14 protein-coding genes are annotated in these 19,750 nt (G+C 44.6%); 10 read left to right on the top strand and 4 right to left on the bottom strand.

Features of this window, described 5'->3' with window-relative positions:
* Window positions 1-123: 123 nt before the first annotated feature.
* Entirely contained in the window at window positions 124-930 is an 807-nt protein-coding gene (locus Q0698_RS11605) for a hypothetical protein (RefSeq protein WP_298636805.1), read from the bottom strand.
* An 86-nt stretch (window positions 931-1,016) separates the two neighbouring features.
* A complete protein-coding gene (locus Q0698_RS11600; RefSeq protein ID WP_298636804.1) occupies window positions 1,017-2,441 on the bottom strand; it encodes a glycosyltransferase family 2 protein in 1,425 nt (474 codons plus the stop codon).
* Between the two features lie 204 nt (window positions 2,442-2,645).
* Here Q0698_RS11600 and Q0698_RS11595 point away from each other — a divergent pair, with 204 nt between their 5' ends.
* The 6 genes from Q0698_RS11595 (at window position 2,646) to Q0698_RS11570 (ending at window position 12,286) form a co-directional block, all read left to right on the top strand.
* Window positions 2,646-3,569: a WcbI family polysaccharide biosynthesis putative acetyltransferase gene (locus tag Q0698_RS11595; RefSeq protein ID WP_298636803.1), complete on the top strand. Its 924-nt coding sequence runs from the start codon at window positions 2,646-2,648 to the stop codon at window positions 3,567-3,569.
* 125 nt (window positions 3,570-3,694) lie between these two features.
* A complete protein-coding gene (locus Q0698_RS11590; protein ID WP_298636802.1) occupies window positions 3,695-5,023 on the top strand; it encodes a hypothetical protein in 1,329 nt (442 codons plus the stop codon).
* Window positions 5,024-5,284: 261 nt separating this feature from the next.
* Entirely contained in the window at window positions 5,285-6,112 is an 828-nt protein-coding gene (locus Q0698_RS11585; RefSeq protein ID WP_298636801.1) for a sulfotransferase, read from the top strand.
* Window positions 6,113-6,247: 135 nt separating this feature from the next.
* Window positions 6,248-7,186 (top strand): Hint domain-containing protein, encoded by a 939-nt coding sequence (locus tag Q0698_RS11580; RefSeq protein ID WP_298636800.1) that lies wholly within the window; start codon window positions 6,248-6,250, stop codon window positions 7,184-7,186.
* 112 nt (window positions 7,187-7,298) lie between these two features.
* Window positions 7,299-10,943, top strand: a complete 3,645-nt coding sequence (locus tag Q0698_RS11575) for a tetratricopeptide repeat protein (RefSeq protein ID WP_298636798.1) — start codon at window positions 7,299-7,301, stop codon at window positions 10,941-10,943.
* A gap of 59 nt (window positions 10,944-11,002) precedes the next feature.
* Window positions 11,003-12,286, top strand: coding sequence for an NDP-hexose 2,3-dehydratase family protein (locus Q0698_RS11570; protein WP_298636797.1), 1,284 nt, complete (start codon window positions 11,003-11,005; stop codon window positions 12,284-12,286).
* Window positions 12,287-12,331: 45 nt separating this feature from the next.
* On the opposite strand, the gene Q0698_RS11565 is transcribed toward Q0698_RS11570, so the two are convergent.
* Together Q0698_RS11565 and Q0698_RS11560 are read right to left on the bottom strand one after the other, a co-directional pair.
* Window positions 12,332-13,456: a sulfotransferase gene (locus Q0698_RS11565; RefSeq protein ID WP_298636795.1), complete on the bottom strand. Its 1,125-nt coding sequence runs from the start codon at window positions 13,454-13,456 to the stop codon at window positions 12,332-12,334.
* Between the two features lie 29 nt (window positions 13,457-13,485).
* Entirely contained in the window at window positions 13,486-14,301 is an 816-nt protein-coding gene (locus Q0698_RS11560; protein WP_366140338.1) for a nucleotide sugar dehydrogenase, read from the bottom strand.
* A gap of 235 nt (window positions 14,302-14,536) precedes the next feature.
* On the opposite strand from Q0698_RS11560, the gene Q0698_RS11555 reads away from it, so the two are divergent.
* Genes Q0698_RS11555 through Q0698_RS11540 form a run of 4 tightly spaced genes read left to right on the top strand, consistent with a single transcriptional unit; the run spans window position 14,537 to window position 19,560 of the window.
* Window positions 14,537-17,068, top strand: a complete 2,532-nt coding sequence (locus Q0698_RS11555) for a hypothetical protein (RefSeq protein ID WP_298636794.1) — start codon at window positions 14,537-14,539, stop codon at window positions 17,066-17,068.
* Window positions 17,055-17,690: a sulfotransferase family 2 domain-containing protein gene (locus Q0698_RS11550; RefSeq protein WP_298636793.1), complete on the top strand. Its 636-nt coding sequence runs from the start codon at window positions 17,055-17,057 to the stop codon at window positions 17,688-17,690. Before Q0698_RS11555 ends, Q0698_RS11550 begins: the two co-directional genes overlap by 14 nt.
* Window positions 17,691-17,695: 5 nt before the next feature.
* Window positions 17,696-18,550 carry a capsular polysaccharide synthesis protein gene (locus tag Q0698_RS11545; protein ID WP_298636792.1) on the top strand — a complete coding sequence of 285 codons (855 nt, stop codon included), beginning with the start codon at window positions 17,696-17,698 and terminating at the stop codon, window positions 18,548-18,550.
* Window positions 18,550-19,560, top strand: a complete 1,011-nt coding sequence (locus Q0698_RS11540; RefSeq protein WP_298636791.1) for a hypothetical protein — start codon at window positions 18,550-18,552, stop codon at window positions 19,558-19,560. Before Q0698_RS11545 ends, Q0698_RS11540 begins: the two co-directional genes overlap by 1 nt.
* Window positions 19,561-19,750 lie beyond the last annotated feature (190 nt).

The following is a 19,750-nucleotide window of genomic DNA, read 5'->3' as shown; positions in this document are numbered from 1 at the left end:
AAATAGCTGCTATTCTAACGTAAAAACACGTATAAATACCAAGCTAATTTCGGAAGCCAAGCACCCTGAGCAATTCAGTGGCTGAGTCACTCAGATTTCGACATTTAGTTGCTTACTCATTGATTATATTTTAGGCGCGCGAGTTACCATCTCCCAAAAGTTATCCTGCCCACCCCGTGTTGAATAAATACCCGGCGCTCGCATCATGTGATTATAGTTGGAGACGGTATTACTATAATCCGCTGCTTTATCTTGTTTTTTCAACTTGGTTTCTCCTACCGAAGTCACCGCCCCTAGCGAAACACCCAAACCAAATTCAGCAGCGCCTATCAAGAGAGCCTGAGCATGGCCATGATCAGCGGCTGAAAGCTCCTCGTAACGCACTAGCTGGCAGGGCTTTTCGGCCGCCGCTAACAATCCCTGCACTCGCTCAAACCAAACCGTCTGCTGACGAAACCAACCATTAAAGGGAGAGCCTTTAAACTCAACTGTTAGCGAGCTTGTATCTTGAGTATCCCAGCTATTAGAGACCGTTGCCTTAAGCAGCGATATATAGGACGGCAAAATGGCCCTATCGAGGGCAAAGCAACCAACTTCAGGACTGGACATTAACGTCTCTAGAACCGTTTTCGAAACATGATTATCGAACAGCTTGACCACTACCACTCGATCTTCACCTGCCTTGGCACCAAGGAAACTGAGCACTTTCAGTGCGTTCTCTCGAACCAACGTCGCCTGCTCACGGGGAGCCATGGTGTTCATCGAGCAACCAAAAATCTCGGCGAATTCGGCAGGCTTCAAGTTATAGGGAGCCTGTGAATTAAAGATTTCACCGCGATAATCGAAGGGACCACTCTTTGCGAGCAACTCACCAGCATAGCTACTCCCGGTGCGAGGCCGAGAAACCATCAATAAAATGCGCTTTTTCACAAAAAATCTCCTACAACTCAAATTTTCTGCACCCTAACAGGTCACAAACTGAGTCTCTAGTTAGTAGTTGTAAATATGGTATGTAGTTAGCAACTCAGCAACTCAGCAGGAGGCTGCAAATTAAAGTAATGATAGACTATCAGCAAATACTCACTCTGCTCATTGGCGAGTGATGTACTATTGAATGTGTTTAAAACTAATTGATGAACTCGCTCTATTTCGTCAATCTGAAGCTGACCTCGATCTATCTGGGAGACACTACGTGCGTGAACGCGCTGAACATTAAGAGGTGAAGTTTCCAGTTTAATTTTAGTTCCCTTGTGAAGTAAGAGGTTCACATACAGATACCAATCACCGGCTATCTTAAACTCCAAGAGATCATCGAGTGATCGTAATAATTCTCTTCTCAGGGAATCAGCGTGAAAAAGAAGCCCACTGACATTAAGCAGTTGATTTTCAACACTCAAACAGGATTCCACGAAGTCACTACCATCGAGGCTTTCACCCTGAACTGCTGCTTGACTCATTAGCTGCTTCATCGCAGGACGATAGCGAAAATTATAGTTTTTATGCTGAAGCTGACCTTCTCCATTTACCACCGAAGCGTTGCAAGCAGCAATGGTGAAATTTGTATCACCGGAAAGTAAAACTTCTAAAAAACGTTCATTCGCAGCATCATCAGCTTCGGCAATCCAAATAAACTCTCCTGTTGCGAGGCTCACCCCTTTTTGCCACTGTCGAAAGACCGAGCCACTATTCTCAGCGTTGCAGTCTAGTAGCCATTCACGCCTCGTCGCCCGCAAAATATCATTCGCCACCAACACACTGCTATCTGCGGAAGCGTCATCCAGAACAATTAACTCATAGATCGGATAGGTCTGGTCAACAATTGATTGAAGCCTCAGCGCCAAATATTCCGCGTAGTTATAACTTGGTACCACCACGGATACTCGTTTTAGCGAGGGAAATAATTGTTCCAGCGCTTCAAAAGGGTTCTTTGCTAGAACTTCCCAAGTATCGAAGTGCACTACGGAGTTTGACGCTAAGCTATTCAGCGTAATAGAAGCCTCATTCGTAGATAAGTTAACGCATGCTATCTCACCATGGATTTGCGCACTCGGTAACTCGCCCGAGATTTGCAAGCGCTGAAATGCAGAGAGACTCGTTACACTCAATTCACTTGCCGCCGTATGCGCGCTTACTCCCAACGCTCGCGATAAAATCAGAATGCTAACGCCTTGCCGACTTATCTCCAGAATACGGTTAATAAGGCTTTCATTGTGAATATCATCAATGACCAGCACAATTCGATAGGCGCCACTTCTAGCGAAGAAATTCCGAACGACCTCAGCAGTGTGTTCCCACTGCCACTGGAATAACGCACTAGGATAGCGACCTTCAAGCCAGCCATGCTGGAGGTAATGCGCTTCCGCCGACATCCCTGATGCTGCCACATCCTGATAATTGGCCAAATAGAATTGAGCGTCTACTAATTTTCTTTTATTCGACAACGTAAGCACTCCATCTGCTATTCGCGTAGTTTGATGTAGCGTATGATAATGTATTACTCAAACACAAACTTCATAACTTACATAGTACCAACAAGAATCGATGAGACTGAAAAACTGTATTGATATGCGGATGCGGGACGCTACTGGCTCTTTAAATAAGTCATACCCTGAGTTTGCGTTCAATCTAAATAGAGCGACGTGGCAATGATCGCACGTATTAGTCGCTTTGCTATCCGTAAGCTGTATCCCAACCTCAGACGCAGGCTTCAGCGAGGTTCAAAAACAACTAAGCTGATAATTATTGGCAACTGCCAAGCCGAGCCCTTAGCAAAAATACTACAGGCTAAAAATCCATTTATCCGGATTACCAAGGTAATTACTGCTCATACCTATAAACATGATCCTCAGCTAGACGCGCTCATCAGGAGGGTTGACCATATTATCACTCAGCCTCTTGCCGATAAATTTGGCAACATAGCTACCAATACGCTTAAACAAGCGCACCCCAATAAAGTCACTACTTTTTTAAATCTTCATTTTAATGGTTTTCACTCGGACTGGAGTTATTTAAACACCCCTAAAGGGCGACTCCATGGACCAATGGGTGAATATCATAATGTGACAATTGTAGAGGGCTTTCAGCAAGGACTCACTCAGGCGGAGACGCTAAAACGATTAAGCTCGAGAGAATACAATACCGCGCGTTACCAGCATGCAGCCAAAGCTTCGTTAGCTACCCTAAAAGAACGCGAGGCTTACGTAGACATTAAGATGACGGATGTGGTGGAGCGAGACCTTGTGAACAAACACTGCAGTTTCCACGCCTTCAATCATCCTAACAAGCAATTACTGAACGAAGAGGCGAATAGAATCCTTGAGCACCTTAGCATTGCAAATATGAGCACGGACACCCAAGGCGAGATACTTAATTTTACTGTCACCCGAGCCAATCCAATTAGCACAGAGGAGCCCACTGAAAATATTGGTTACCTGGTTAACATTAGCGAAGACGGCTTCAAACGAGGCAAAGGCAATACCCCAAGAGCGGACGCCGACCTAGTGACTGAATTTTATCGCATCTATGAGCAAAACAAAGCAGCAGTCATGAAGTTTAAGGCACTCTACTAGTTTTTTCGTGACGCTAGACAAACTTCGGGAGCAAAGGCGACTCGTAGAACAATAAACTCTTATACCTCAGACCATAGCTTATGCTAAATTACTCTCATATTAAGTCATTGTAGTTACCGATAAGTATGAAACGAGTAGTACTCCACAGTGGACCAGGGAAGACCGGCACTTCTGCCATTCAGCACTGGTTCAGCAACCACGCAGCAGAACTTAGCGGCGAAGGCTTTTGGTATCCTGAGCATCAGCTAGATTGCAATGGTATCAGCAGCGGTAATTTACTGCGCGTTATGAAGCGCGAAGACGACACGACCCTTCCCTGCGCCAAAGCTACACAGCAATTACTGGCGGAATTTGAAAACCGTGATGAACACACCCTACTTCTGAGTTCCGAGTTTTTTTTCAAGCACATTCAAGCGCTGAATGAGCTAATTCCTAACGCCGAATTTATTGTTTACGTTAGGAACCCTATTGATACCTTAGAATCCGGCTATAACCAGGGAATAAAGCGCCATGGTATTAAATACCCTTTCATGGTGGACCCAAGGATTGAATACGGTGTACTGAAAAACTTAGCTAAACTCCTTGATAGTTCAGACGGTATTCACTTGAATATTCGCCCCTTTCACACGAGTTTATTCCGTAACGGCTCAGTGGTGAATGATTTACTTGAAGTACTAGACCTGCCATTCGAAGACACAAGTAGTAAAGCCATTAATCCAGGCTACTCGCTCGAAGCGCTCGAATTTAAACGAATGTGTAATTACTTCGACATTGATGACATCAACCAATCACTGGATAGAGCACTACAGGCCTTCAACCAAGGGACTTCGAACTACTCGCTACTGGATGAATCCAAGCAGACCAAAATTCGCCGAAGATTACGTAATCAGTTAGCCGATTTTATAAAAACACGTAAACTGCAAGCTCTCAAGCCATTGCTTACCCTTGATAAAAAAATGGAACGTCCGCCATTTCATGATCAGCTATTACTGAATCATCAGTGCTTTGATGCCGTGGGCGAATATTTGCAAACAAGTGAACCCGAAACGTGGAAACTCCTAACGGATCGCCTGCAAAGTCACATACCAAGACTAGCGCCCTCGCCCTACTTTATGACGCTAACGGGTGTAGATCAAAGCTGTGTTAGCGGCAATGTTGATGCCGAGCTCCATGCTCTCTGCAAAAAGCTGAGCGGTTCGTCAAAGCTTGGCACTGCTGATATTGCCCGTGAGCTGGCGATATTCGAATTTGGCAGCGGGAATCAGGCGATGGCAGAGAAGTACCTAATGGTGGCGCTAAAGGAGCGACCGTGTGGGGACAAGATTGTAAGGTTGGTGAACGAGAAGTTTCTGTGTCAGCCGAATGGAAACCCGGGACAGAGCGATCCAGGGCAGTCCATTTGGGCGAGAATCACTAGGCTGGTTCAGATCTTAAAGAGAGACTCATCAAAATAATAAATGCACACACTATTCTCTAAGGGTATTCCAACAACAGATTAGCCTCACCATGAACATTGAGTGTTCAATTAAAACACTCATTGATCATTACCATCTAAATATATGTTAGCCATCCCCGCTCCTCACAAGTAAAGCATTCGATTGGGAATGTAGTGGCCTACCGAATTTGGTCACCTAGTTAGGAATGTTACAATTCATTGCGTTTCCTTTGGTAGGCTCTATATACTCATTTAACAAAGCATAAAATAGCGAATAACAATGAATCAGAAAATGCACTTTATTTCAGGCCTACCTCGATCAGGTTCAACGCTTACTGCAGCGTTGCTAAAGCAGAATCCCAGTATTCATGCGGCGATGAGCACACCCGTTTCTGGACTCGTTGACGGAATCATTTCACAGGTTTCTGCTGGATCTGAATTTGGCCCCATGGTTTCGCAGAAACAACGGCGAAAGCTTCTTACGGGCATCTTTGATAGTTTCTACGGGGACTACGAAGAAGAGGTTATTTTCGATACTAGTCGCAGCTGGACCGCAAAGCTTCCGTTAGCGCTTGAGTTATTTCCCGACGCTAAATTTCTCTGCCTAGTCCGAGACGTCTCCTGGATTGTCGACTCGATGGAAAGGCAGTACCGAAACAACCCATTTGAAAACACTCGAGTTTTTAGCAATCCTCAGCAACGAGCAACCGTCTACTCTCGCACTGAAGCGATGACCGACCCCAATGGTTTGGTTGGCTATGCCTGGAATGCACTTCGAGAGGCCTGTTACTCTGAACACGCCGAGCGACTCATGCTAGTTGACTATGATTTGCTGGTTGCACGCCCCAAAGAGGTTATGAAGTTAATTTACGAATTCTTCGAACTTCCCAGCTTTGAGCATAATTTTTCCGATGTGGAATACGATGCACCCGAATTTGATTCACAGTTAGGTATGGATGGCTTACACCGTGTTCATAAAGAAGTCGCTCCACGGACGAGAGAGACCATTTTGCCGCCAGATGTATTTGGGAAGTACAACAACATGGCATTTTGGCGCACGCTAAAGCACTCTAAAGCTCACTGTGTGGTACCTGAGAAGGGCACTTGAACCTTAACTAAGTGCGCTAGCTAGACCAAGCAATTTATATTAGTAGCACTTTAAAATTGTTGAAAACGTAGGTCTTAATGCTAGGATGTACATTATACTGATCACTTTTGATGAAGCTTATTTAGGAAGAACATAATGCCTAGACAGCAGTTTAACTTCTTTACCCAGTTGAATTCTTCAGGAGATACAGTCTACTCAGACTCTAATGACGTAAGCTTTCTTCCAGCTTACGCTGAGGATGGCGCAGATGGAAATGCGAATGACGAAGTCGCTATCGGTGATTATCTTACATTTGAGTTTGGGGGTAGTCCGTATGCAGCACAGATAATAGGTTGGACTGAATATGGCATAATCCTTCAACCCTATTCAGGGGATCCAGTCTTATTTTCAACCAAATCCTACACCAGCGGGACTAGCCTAACTGTCGAAACGTTGTTGGCGTACCCCTTTTGCTTTTTACAGGGCACTGAAATCCTCACCATCAGCGGCGCTAAAAAGATTGAAGACCTTACCTTTGGCGACACGGTCCTTACTCATGACGGACGCGAACAAGCGATTCGATGGGTAGGAACACAAACCGTTGAAAACAACATTAAAACGTCATCACACCATGCCCCGGTAAAGATCGCTCATGGAGCATTAGGTAAAGATATCCCAAGCAAAGATCTTTTCGTCACGGGCTCTCACGCCATTTATCTCGACGGTCAACTTATTAATGCGAGTGTATTAGTAAATGGCTCAACGATTACGCAGGTATCGTTGAGAGATATGCCGGATACCTTCACCTATTATCACATTGAAACTGAAGCGCACGAGGCGATTATTGCCAATGGGTTGGCGGCGGAAACCTTTGTTGATGCACCCGACAGAAAAGCCTTCGATAACTATACCGAGTACGTAGACACCTATGGCGCGGAACGAATCATTCCGGAAATGGATGTCCCGCGTATTACCGCAGTGAGACATTTACCTGAAGACTTACGTGTTTCATTGGGTATCAAAGTCGAGGAAACGGATTGGGCGGCGCTTGTTGCCAACGAGTCAGCGGCCTTGACGCTTAAGCAGGCAGGCTAAAAGCACGCTCGATGACTTGATTTCGCCCCTCAATAGAGGGAGTATATTGAGTCAACGATGAGAGGGTACTAATAATGGTAGCCATTTATCGCCTTAGGTAATAGACAAGGCAATGAGCCGAATGAACTCCGAAGGCCCTGTAAAAGCGCTATCAATTGACGAGCAGCTAACACAATACAAGCAGCTTGGTCAGCATAACCAGATCATCCAACTACTGGAGCCTCTTCCAAATGAAACCCTGCCTGTTCATCAAGCTATCGCGCTAGCAGGCGCTTGGCTGGCCACACAGCAATTCGACAAAGCTCAATCTCTTTATACAAAGTTAATGACGCAGGCACCGGATAACCAATGGGTTATGTTAGGCCTATTGAGATCGCATGAACATGACTTTAGCCATCAACAGCGTCTTAAGAAGGTTGGGGAATTTCTTCAGCAAAAGCCTAATAATGAGCATCTCGTTGCCTTAAAGCTTAGATACTTCCGCTTGGCGAATCGCGCATTGGAAGCACTCGCATATATTGAGAGCCTACCCAATGATGTCAAATCCTCGCTACCCGTCGCCATTGAGCAGGCTTCACTTCAGAGGTTTCAGGGTGATAGCCTAGCGGCACGTGAAACTTATAAAAGCTTAATTGCCGAACACCCTAAACATAAGCCTAGTTATATGGGCTTATTAGACGTAGAGATTACCCTACAGCGCTTTGCAAAAACTATCGATTTGTGTGATGAAGCACTGAAGCAATTCCCTGACGACCCACAGATTCAACTCAGAAAGGCGCAGTGCCTACTAAGGTTGAAGGAATACCATAAGTCTCTCCAAATATATGATTCCATCCCAGGTAACCAATGGGCTGTGTTAGGTTCCGTGGAATGCCTACAAGCACTTAATCCGGAACAAGCTAGTGAATATTTAGCACAGAACTTTGACGATCTTTCGGCTAGCAAGGAGCTGGGCGTAAGAAATACATTATCTCGACTTGCGTCAAAGGATACTAATCCAGATATTCAACTGGTTTGGATTGAATGGTTTCTCAAGGACAACTCAAGTGCTGCAATTGCAAACCTGCTAAGCGCCATTGCTCTGCTTCAAGAACTGGGGCGCTTAGATGATTGTCTGCAATTGATCCAGCAAGCTGCCAAGCAACCTCTTAACAATCCCAAAGTTGCCCTACGTATCATCGAAACATGCTCGAAGCTTACCGATGAAGAGACGACAAACAATCTGCTCGAGGACTTGTTAGCCCAGCAAGATGATGGAACTCGACATGCGATCGAGGCGCTGTTGCGATTCAAGTCAGAGGGTGCACTAGCAACACTCGATCATTTAGATTTGACCAAAACGAACTATGATCCGCTCATTTTCTTCGACGTCTATCATTCGGCCGGCCAGCTAGCACAACTTTATGACCATGCACAAAGGCGCAGCACTCTCACCACTTCGCAGCATGCTCGATGTTTAATTAAGCTTGGGCACGCTGACGAGGCGCTTGCCCTTCTTGAGTCCCTCATTGAGCAAACCCCTGAAGAAATAGAATTGGCAAGTGAGGCCTACTACTTGCTGGGGCGTTATGATGAGTGTCTGTCTGCGCTAGATAAAATTTATAGCTACCATTTCCGCCTTCACTTAGAATTTCGAGCGATCGCTTGTATCGTAGAAATGGGCATAGACGAAAGTCCACTTCAGAGACGCTTTCTTGACAGAATTGCTGAACGCTTAAAGACACCACGCGCTAATACCTTGCATACCAGAGTCTTAAAGGAATTTAGGGCTAAGTCTGCTAATAGTGTCAGTTTTAGCGAAGCAGTTCGGGCGGTTTTAACGCTTTATCAAGCCAACGTCAATTCCACATCAAATACGCCACCCCCGTCTTCAGAGGAAATTCCAAGGAACATCGTTCAATATTGGAACGCGCTTAAGATACCCAACTACATCCAAGATGTTACACGCACGTGGGAAGGTCAACCCGATTTCGATTACCAATTGTTTAATATTTTTAGTGCTAAACAATTCATTCGTGCCCATTTTTCGAAGCGCGTCGTTGCCGCTTTCACTCTCTGTCAACACGCTGCTGAGCAGGCAGACCTTTTTCGGCTTTGTTACCTTGTCGCTAAGGGCGGGTGGTATGCAGATGTCGACGACATGCTGACTGGCGATTTAGCAACTATCTACGCCGACTTACCCCAGACCGCAGGACTCGTTCTCCTCAAGGATCCCTATGGCGTTGGCAACAACATAATTGGCGCAAAGCCCAACCACCCAGTTTTGATCGCTGCTCTCGAAAGAGCGATTTCCTTCTTGTTGCAACGAAACCAAGATATCATTTGGATGAAAACAGGACCTGGATTACTTATACAGTGCCTCGGTGAGTACTTACTGTGGTTAGAGAAGCACAAGCAAGATAGCGATGTTACAATTCTCTCTCCTCAGCAGGTTATCCCAACAATCAAAACCCATACTTCGCTACCCTATAAAAGCGGCAAGATGAACTGGACTAAGTTCATCAGTCCAGGTACCGAGCGAATCGACAACCAACCAAAAGGCAAGCTCGCCGGACTAGCGAGAAGCCGTGCCGAGCAAAGTGTCAATAACGGGGAGATGGAGAAAAAATCGCCCCAAACAACGGCTGTTGATAATGAAACGATTAATCGTAGCGTTGAGCTTAATCATATAAAGACGTTTACAAACATTAATATTGTCCCCTACATAGAGCTTTTGACCTTACATCGAGGTGGGCCAGTATGGCCCGACGAAGAATGGAGCGATGATAGTGAAGTTCGGCACCGACAGACTGAAAAAGCGGCAGACGCTAAACCGACCTCAGTTGATGCCGAACTGATCGTTGAAGAAAGGCTATTTTGGTGTGGGGCAATACAACGCCACTTTGGACATCAAATTGCCGACTTCTCATCTCGTATCCTAGATTATAAGGGAATGGATGGTAAGTATTGCTTCGCAGTTCATCCGAGAGATAAAATAGATGGCTATGAAAAAACACCAAGATTCTTTAAAGAAATAGTTGAACATCTTGGTGTAAGCAAAGATAACATCTTTATCGTTACTCACCCTATTCTCGCGAGAGAGCTACTTGTTGCACCCCAGAATGAAATGTTAGGCGGGGAAGCACCATCTGATGACTACATTGAAAAGCTAAGCCGTAATTACCCCGCAACTGAACGTAATAATACTGAAGGCATCTACTATATTTCACGAGCTGCTATGAAGACTGGGCGAATTGCCGGCGAAAGCTACTTCGAGCATTTATTTGGACTTAATGGTGTTAAGGTAATTAGGCCGGAGACCATATCATTGGCAGAGCAGCTACGGATATATTCAACGGCAAGAATACTAGTCTTCGCCGAGGGATCCGCACTCCACACACTTCGGTTGCTAGGCAAAATTCATGCTGATGTATTCATATTGCGAAGAAGAACTGATTGCATGATTTCTCTAAGCTCCATAGCAAAGAGAGTCTTAAACATTAAGGTTATTAATCTAGGGGACGTTGTATACGGCCTCAATAGTTCGTTTAACGAGGTACCTTGGCTGGGCATCTGCGTTCCGGAGTCAAACTCGATATCAGAGATATTCAAGCATATCGGTAAGGATTTGAAATCAGTTGATGTTGGCTTTTTTAAGTCATGTATTGCTAATGATGTACATGAGTGGGTGATCCACGAACAGGCATCAAACAGAGACTCTGAGCAATCAAGACAACTCATTGATAGCAAAATTAATGATATTTTAAACAAAACGTAGAGCTTCCCCTCTCGTTTTTAAAATCAGGTAATGAATACCTAAAATTCATATAAAAAACCATGAAATTAAATATTGAAGTAGCCGAATCATTAACAGAGTTAAAAGAATTTCTTGCCAATACCATCCTGAAGTCAAACTTTGAGTTATCCCAACTTAGACTGTCAGACCAAGATGAATGGGGCTTGTTTGATGGTGCTTTGTCCCATAAAAACCAAGGTTTTTTCCACGTTAACGGGCTTAAGCATACCAAGACAGAAGAAGAACACCTTGTCTTGTTTCAGCCTCAAAGTGCACTCACTGGGCTAACACTGTGTCGGCACAACAAGACCGCCTACGTGCTCCTACAAGCGCGAATTGAACCAGGAAACACCAATATCGGTCAGTATGGGCCCACAATTCAGTCTACCCCCGCGAACTATCTAAGCCTTCATGGTGGATCGCCAACCCCTTACATACAAATGTTTAACACCTTCAACTCTCAAGTTAGGGTAATTGAAAATAGTATGCAGCTGGATATTGGGAAACGATATTTCCAAAAAAGTAAGTCTCACATATATGTAGAAACGAAGGGACTTGCCGAAACCGATCAAAACATGATTTGGGCGTCATTTCCTGCTATTACCGAAGCCATGGTTGAAGATAATTTTCTAAATGCGGACCTTCGTTCGCTATTGGCGATATTCAACTGGGACGGATTCCTTCACTATTCAGAGCAAAGTCTCTGCTCCGAACCGTCGATGGATTTTTTATCTCAACTCATTACTGGCAAGCAGCTTAAACCTCAGCAGTGGGACCTAATACCCGTTACGCAGCTTACAAGATGGAAAGTAACTGAAAGTGGCATAGAGGATATAGATAATTCAGGAGTGTCTATCTGCTTACATAGAACGGTATGCCAAGGTAGGGAAGTTAAGAGCTGGGTTCAGCCTCTTATGAGAGCTTCTAACCAAGGTTTAGTTCGCTTGCTTATGCGGAATTTCGACGGCGAGATACAGTTTTTGCTCTCACTAAAAGGAGAATTCGGAATAAGCGGCGAACAAACTATCTTACCATCATATGTTACGTATCCGGGAGAAAGCCTTGAAGATAAAGCATTGCCGATTGGCGCAACCATAAGATCGGAGATACTCCAGTCTGACGAAGGCGGACGTTTTTTGCAGCATGAAAGTCTTTATCAAGTAATTCAAATAAATTCTGAGTACAACCTTGAAGACGATCAGTATTGGGTTAACGCATACACCCTGAAAAAAATACTGTCCACATCCAATCAAGTTAGCTTTCAATTACGATGCGTAGTTTCTCTAATTCTGCCAATACTTAACCCGGTTACATTTGAACTGTAAACTGACTGACCTATGCTCTGCAATGATGTAATCCCTGACCTTTCGCTAGGTCTTATTATCGGCCCGAGCACGTTGTGCTCTAATCACGTCGTCTCGATCGGCTATTTTCACTCGCAGCTCCTTTATTAATGCTGCATGAGCTTTAATATCCGTTTCCTTAAGGTCAATCTTAGCTCTAAGTCGCTCCAATAATTCATTAGTCTTGAGCTTATTGTCCTTCAACTTAGCAATGAACTCTTCACGCTTGTCCACACTCTCTCGCAAGGTAAGATTTGCCAGACGCTGTTTCGCAAGTGAGGCCGTTAGACTGGCGGACTTACGCCTCTCGTTAATATAGTTTTGTAGCAATATATTACGCTCTTCATTCTCAAATTCGCAATCCCTTCCCCATAACTTGGTAGCGAAACTGAAATCTACCTGCGCTTGGCTGTTATTCACAAGCTTATCTAGACAGCGCACTAGTTCCTTTTGAGACTTGGTCAATAGCGCGTCGGGATCAAGCAATGCGGAACTGCTCCGACGAAGGCTAACATCAATGACTTTAGCGGCGTTAAACACCCGTTCTTCACTACTGCTGTCATTAATAAAGATATCCATTCTACGAATTTCGTCAACGGGTGATTCGAGGAGCTGCTTATAGTCAACAAAATGAATGGGGAGATCAACGGATTGGGCCAACGCCATACCCACATAACGTTCCCAAAGATCAAGACTGTACTCAAGCTCCATCCCGTTACGTTTTTTAAGACTGACGGCAATTTCCATTGGATCGCGATGGATAAAAATGATCTTTGGCGAATTACATGCCCCCAACCAATAGGGAAGGGTCAGGCACATTCGTGGCTCTTTGATCACAATAGGCAGGCTACCTTCGGATCTTATCTCCCTGAGAGCCGAAGCGCATGAGCGCTCTAACTCGGCCTTAGTCTCAGTAGCGGGCGGCTTGCAGAAATAGCGAGAGACTGCATTCCATTCACTCTCATGGGAATTGAGAATGGCATCATTACAATCCCTAACATCTCGACGCTCCCAAAAACCTCTGGGATTTTCACTATTTGCCCCTATGCTCTTATCGAGACTGCCGAAACAACACCCTAACTGCGTTAAAATTTCAGTTGTAAGTGAAGACCCGCTTCGATGCATGCCTAAAACGATAATTTCATCATGCATAGTATGACCTCGGTTTAGCCGTAATTTATTTAATCATTACCGAACAAGTCGCGCGTATAAACCTTGTGCTCAACATCCTGTAATTCCTCGAACATCCGATTCGAAATAATCATATCGCACTCCGCTTTAAAGGTCTGCAAATCTCTTTCTACTCGCGAATGAAAGAAATGACTTTCCTCTAACACCGGCTCATAAACTACTACCTCAATGCCCTTAGCTTTCAAGCGCTTCATAATTCCCTGAATGCTAGAAGCCCGATAGTTATCTGAGCCGGATTTCATAATGAGGCGGTAAACGCCGACTGTTTTTGGATTTCGTTTTAAAATTGACTCCGCAATGAAATCCTTGCGAGTCCTATTAGCATCAACAATAGCACTAACAATATTGTTAGGCACATCTTGATAATTAGCAAGCAATTGCTTGGTGTCTTTGGGAAGGCAGTAGCCACCATAGCCAAAGGAAGGGTTACAATAATGCCCACCGATACGAGGATCTAGCGTTACACCCTCTATGATCTGGCGTACATCCAAATCATGAGTTTCTGCGTAGGTGTCTAGCTCATTAAAGTACGCTACTCTCATTGCCAGATAGGTGTTCGAGAAAAGTTTCACGGCTTCGGCTTCCGTGGAATTGGTAAACAGAACATCAATATCCTGCTTGTGTGCCCCTGCAATAAGAAGATCCGCAAAAACACGAGCCCGTTCGCTTATTTCTCCGACAATGATTCGAGAAGGGTTCAGATTATCGCGTAAGGCACTGCCTTCGCGTAAAAATTCAGGCCTTATCAGACAAAGACTACCGTTGTGAATCAATTTTGCGGGCTGTATGGCCGTAGATGGTTTCAAAGACATCGATTTTATAGAATCAAGTAGTTTTAGGTGGTTGAGGGGGCAAACGTGACCCTAATAATAAGGATCGGAATATTATCATGCTCCTTAGGAGTTACTTAAAGTCCGACTATGGCGTTCGTTAAAACTGTGGCATATTATGTCGTTTTTCAAATTCGAAGTTTAGTAGGATAGTATTCCCGAGACACCAGTAAATATCCAACCAATAAGATCAACGAATAGAGGCTAATTCATGAATAAGGTCATTAACTGCGACGAGGAAGGAAGCGGTTCTGAAGTTACTACTATTCAGCATTGGGGCAGCTACCTTGAGAATGAAATCTCGAAGTTCTGCAAGGATTACGCCCTGGAGAATACATTAGGGGAAACGGGTGATTTCTATAACAACATTCTCACTAATTGGCTCACCGAAGTAGCGCAGTTTCAGGAAGTCTACAAAGGAACGAGCCAGAAAATCCTACCCAAATATGGCGACAGCGACGACTTCAATGATGTACGAGTGAGTCAGCTAGCTTTATCTAGAATCAAGCCTGGAATTCGCACCAAGGCTGAAGGAGTATGGGAATCACTAAGTAAGAAGCATGCTTGGTTGCCTGCCAAATTTGAAATTACGCCGTTTCTGGTAGTTCCTACTAATGAAATCCCTATCGCCACGGAAGTAATGCGATACAATGGGCATAGGAACTTATTTGAGTGGATGACTGCAACAACGCATTCTGAGTCAGAGTTTGGCAGGAATGTAGTCGACGTAAACTGGGCTTTAATTGATCACGCTGATTTTTGTAAAGAGCTACCCAAAGTCATCTCTACATTTTCCTTTAGCTCGATTGATACTTTATCCAAGCAACTATCACAACACTCTTACCATGAGCTCGCACTAGCAGTGAGACTCGCCGCGCACGAAATATATCCGCTGAATATTTTCAATTTATGTGGTCTGTCTCAAGCCTACGCCCACCTAGATGATCCTAAGACTGCACATCAATTCATCAATCAAGCAAAGCGTATTTCTTCACAGCACACTTATATAGCTTATAGCGAAGCTATTACCCTTTACCTGTCTGGAAAGTTCCAGCAAGCGCTAATTAAGGTTGATGAAGCTACTCAGCTATCTCCTAACGGATTATCTGCATGGATACTGAAGCTTAGACTAGCTACGTTGCATAGACTCAATCGGCAAGATCAAATCCAGGAGTTAAATGAGACTATCTCCCACTTCGGACTTGAGCGTTGGTACCTTGAAGACGTTGATGGTTTTCTGCGTCCGCCTAATTCAGAAAAAGCTAAGCTGACGCACAGAGTAACGCTTGATGAGGGTTTTAAGCAGTATCCCAGTCGCACATTTTTATTCGAAGTTTGCTCCCGACTGAAGATGACCACTCGAGCAAAACCTGAAGAACTCGTTCTGGCGAATCTAGATAAACAAAAGGATCTCATAGACCATCTTTTGGATTCGCCCGATAAGACACGCCTTAATCAAGCAATATGGAGATTCATGCTTTATTGCGGAGAGCACGGCAAGAATGGGCTAGCAGAGCTTGCCTCTATACTACCTAATCGATACTTTCATGTCATATCACGTATCTTTTGCGGCGCCGACTCTCGATGCATACCCTGGGCTTCTTACTCAGAATATGAAAATCTTAGTCAGCAAGACATCATTACCCTAAACAGTGGTGCGCGACTCTCCAACCATCGACTAGTTACCGAGGACCTAGAAGATTCAATCACAGAGCTTAAAATTGTTCGCGCACACTATAACCGAGCACAGCTCACTCGACCTAGCTATCAGTGGCAGCGAACCCTGTACCTCCATATCGGAATGCCTAAATGCGCCTCGTCCTCACTACAGCACTTCCTCGCAAAGAATCGCTATTTTTTGGAAAAAAACGGTATCGGCTACCGCCGCTTCAACCTTCCGCGGGCTTTAGGCGTCAAATCTGCCAACGGTAACGGATCAGCATTGGCTCGAATACTCAAACCGACGTTAACAACCGATATAAAATTTCACGCTTACATTAGCAACGAACTCGAAGAGCAAATTAAGGACTATATGGGAGGCCATTCCTCCGCAATCATTTCTGATGAGGCATTTAATCATTCGTGTCCCATAAGAGCACAAATCTTTGTGCAGAAGTTGGCGAGCCTTGGCGTGGAGGTTAAAGGCATTGCATGTGTTCGTGAGCCCGTCTCTTTTATAAAGTCGTGGTTTATTCAAAGAAATAGGCGCAGAAAAACTGTAAAGCTGTTCTCTGAATTCTTGGGGCGCTATCTACTGCAGTCCGCTCTAAGTGTCTATAAATGGGCCAGTTGTATTAACTTAAAAGTCATTGACATCAACGACGGTGAGGTGGAAAGGCGTTGCTTTGAAGCCTGGGGCATCACTGAAGTATTCAATCAATGTATGCCTTCTGTTCACAGAGTAAATCGAACCTATCTGGACCTCGCCGCAATATGCAGCCTACACGCTAGAAGGGATGAACTTGATCATTTGCCGAGTTGGGTCCAAGAATATGAAAGACTCGAGTCGCTTCAGAGAGAGTCAAGAACATTTCCAATAGGTGGCGAATTAGGAAGTCTACTACAAGATAAATCGTCTGCTCTCGAGGATATTTATCAAAAGTTTAATCAAGACTTTGGCGTATCGCTTGCGTTCAACCTGCCCTCCAGTTTCGAGTTCGACGTTACCGACTTTAAAACCAAAGTTGCTCAGTGCAGTTCAAGCTCCGTGTTAGAAAAGGAAGATAACTATGCCGGTATCTAGAGAATTGGGAGCGGTCTTTATCCATATTCCAAAATGTGCTGGAACTAGCATTGAGTCCGCCTTAGGTATGCATGGCGACGTCCAAACGGTGGGAGTTACTCGATACACTAACCAAGAGAGTAATTACGAGCATCTGTTCGGAAACGGCTTGCAGCACATGCCAGCGCAAGATGTGAGAGCCTACCTAACTGATACCGTCTATGACAAGCTATTTAGCTTTTCATTTGTCCGGAATCCATGGGATAGACTTATTGCCCATTTAGCATGGCGAAACGGGAAATGGGCCGAAGCGAAAGCCCTAGACATTGCCGAAGTAGGCCAGTTCATTGACGAGCTTGAAAGTAAGCCCACCATGCTTTTAAAGGGACATTTAGCGCCTCAGTACAGTTTTCTTACTGACTCATTCGGAAATATCGACTGTGATTTTATAGGTAGCTATGAGCTTCTAAATCAAGACTGGGATTTGGTTTGCGACATACTGAAAATTAAAGCCGCCTTACCGAAGAGAATGGCTTCCAATAGGCAACACTATACTACTTATTATACAGACGATGAGGCCGAGCGAGTCGCAAAGATTTACGAAAAAGATATTAAAATATTCGATTACGAGTACGGCAGGTAAACAATATGAATCAAACTTTATGGGCTTTCTGGCATGACGGAGAAGAGAATGCTCCCCCGTATATCCAAGCCTGCCTAAAAACTTGGCGTGATAAGAATCCCGAGTGGTTCCTCGAAGTTCTAACCTACGACACTATCTCGTCGTTTTTACCGCTTGATAACTTAATCGGTGACCATTGGACGGAGATTCCAGTCCAAGCGTTCACTGATCTAATTCGAATCAATCTTATTGCAAAATATGGCGGAGTATGGATAGATGCCACATGTATCTGCAAAACTCCGCTGGACTATTGGCTTCCTCGGTTAATGCAGGGTGGTTTTTTTGCATTTGACCGCCCTGGACCGGGACGTGAAATCTCGAGTTGGTTTCTATCGGGCTCGGAAGATTCATATATCGTCAACCGGTGGAAATCCCACTGCAATAACTTCTGGACTAGCTTAAAAGGTACTGAAGTTCGACACAAAGTTAAAGAAATTTACCCAGGACTTAGCTGGGATTCCCCCCCATGGATGGACCCTAGCTACTGGAGCGACTACCACCAAGTAGTTCCCTACTTCTGGTTCCATTTTGGCTTTGGCTTTCTAGTCGCTAGCGATAAAAGATTCGCGGCACAGTGGAGCAATATTCCAAAGATCTCAGCGGACCTACCTCATTTTTATGCTCGCGGTGGTTATGCTGACAAAGATAATGAGGAAATGGAAGCAGAATGGATTCATGGCATCAGCCCGCTTTATAAGACGGCATTCAAAAAAATGTCACCGCAATACGACGCTTCCAACCCTATGCACTTTTTATACGAAAAAATTTCGGGTAGTCAGCATCCAGACTTAGCTTACTCGGCAGCTGAGATGGTACGTTGATGCGAATATTAATAATTGGGACATCCCATAGTGTTGTAGGGCAATTTGGAGGCTATATTGATGCGTTAAAAAAGCATCACTTTATTGAGACTATGAACCTTGGTGGTGCTTGCCACTACTGGCACATCTCTTGCCTACTGAAAGTTATGGATAGGATAGCTACCTTTGACTTAGTGCTCATTGATCACCTTTACAATCCGGCTTACAACAAATGTAAGGATTATTCGGACAAGGAATTAGCCGATTTCTATCTATTAATAAGTGCTATACCCACGAACGTGGCAATACTTCAGTGGCCTCACCCTCGGAAGAACGCAGACCAGGATCTCAACATTTATCAACAGCGAAGCAGAGGGTATCAAACTAAGTATGATATTTCGGTAATCAACTTCGCTGCCTTCTCACTTCGCCCCAATCAGTTTGAAGGCGTGCATCTAGCCAAAGCGGCATCATATATTTTGGGAGAGTGGTTATCCCAAGTATTAGTAGCTATGAACCTTAGACAAGTCCAAGGAGGAAGCTACTCTTCCGGCTATCAAATCCACCTTCCTCTAGGAAATTTATCTCGACAAAGTAGCTCGTTGATTGAAGTCGACTATTTTGAGCTATCTCCCGGTATCGCAGACCAGCCCCTTCCGCCTAGCGGATCGGTTCTCGGGGTTTGCTGGGTAGACTCGGGGGGACTTTCCAAGTTTTCCATCAATGACGAGCCCTACTATGTCTTCGGTAAGGATCAATTTGTCCGCTATGATGCATTTATTGAACCGCCGTCGATAACTAAAGGTAGTGCACTAGCCTTAAACGAATCATCAAAAGGTAAGCTAGTGTGTAAGCCACGCGGGCTACAAAAGCTAGCCAACGAAGAAGTGAAGACTACCGCATTCCGCCTTGTTGAACTACTCATCAAGACCGGACCGCTTGTTGCACAAGCCGCTTCGCGCTCACAGCTAATCATGTGTACGAATGATGAGCTTTTTGAGTATTATAACAAGCGGATTTTCTCGGAGTGACTGTAATCCCCCCGAAAAAAGACAGCGGTTTTAAATAGAGAATTCCATTGAAATGAAGGAAAGGAGTTTTCTATGAGAAAGTCACGTTTTACCGATAGTCAAATCGAGGGGAATGATAAGGCCTGAGTTTTCTAGACACCTTCTAGGCGCTTAAAATAATCGGTTTCGAAAGCCTTCGGCGACATCCGAT

The organism is uncultured Umboniibacter sp. (assembly GCF_947497555.1).
Classification (GTDB): domain Bacteria; phylum Pseudomonadota; class Gammaproteobacteria; order Pseudomonadales; family DSM-25080; genus Umboniibacter.
This window is presented reverse-complemented; position numbering and strand designations above follow the sequence as displayed.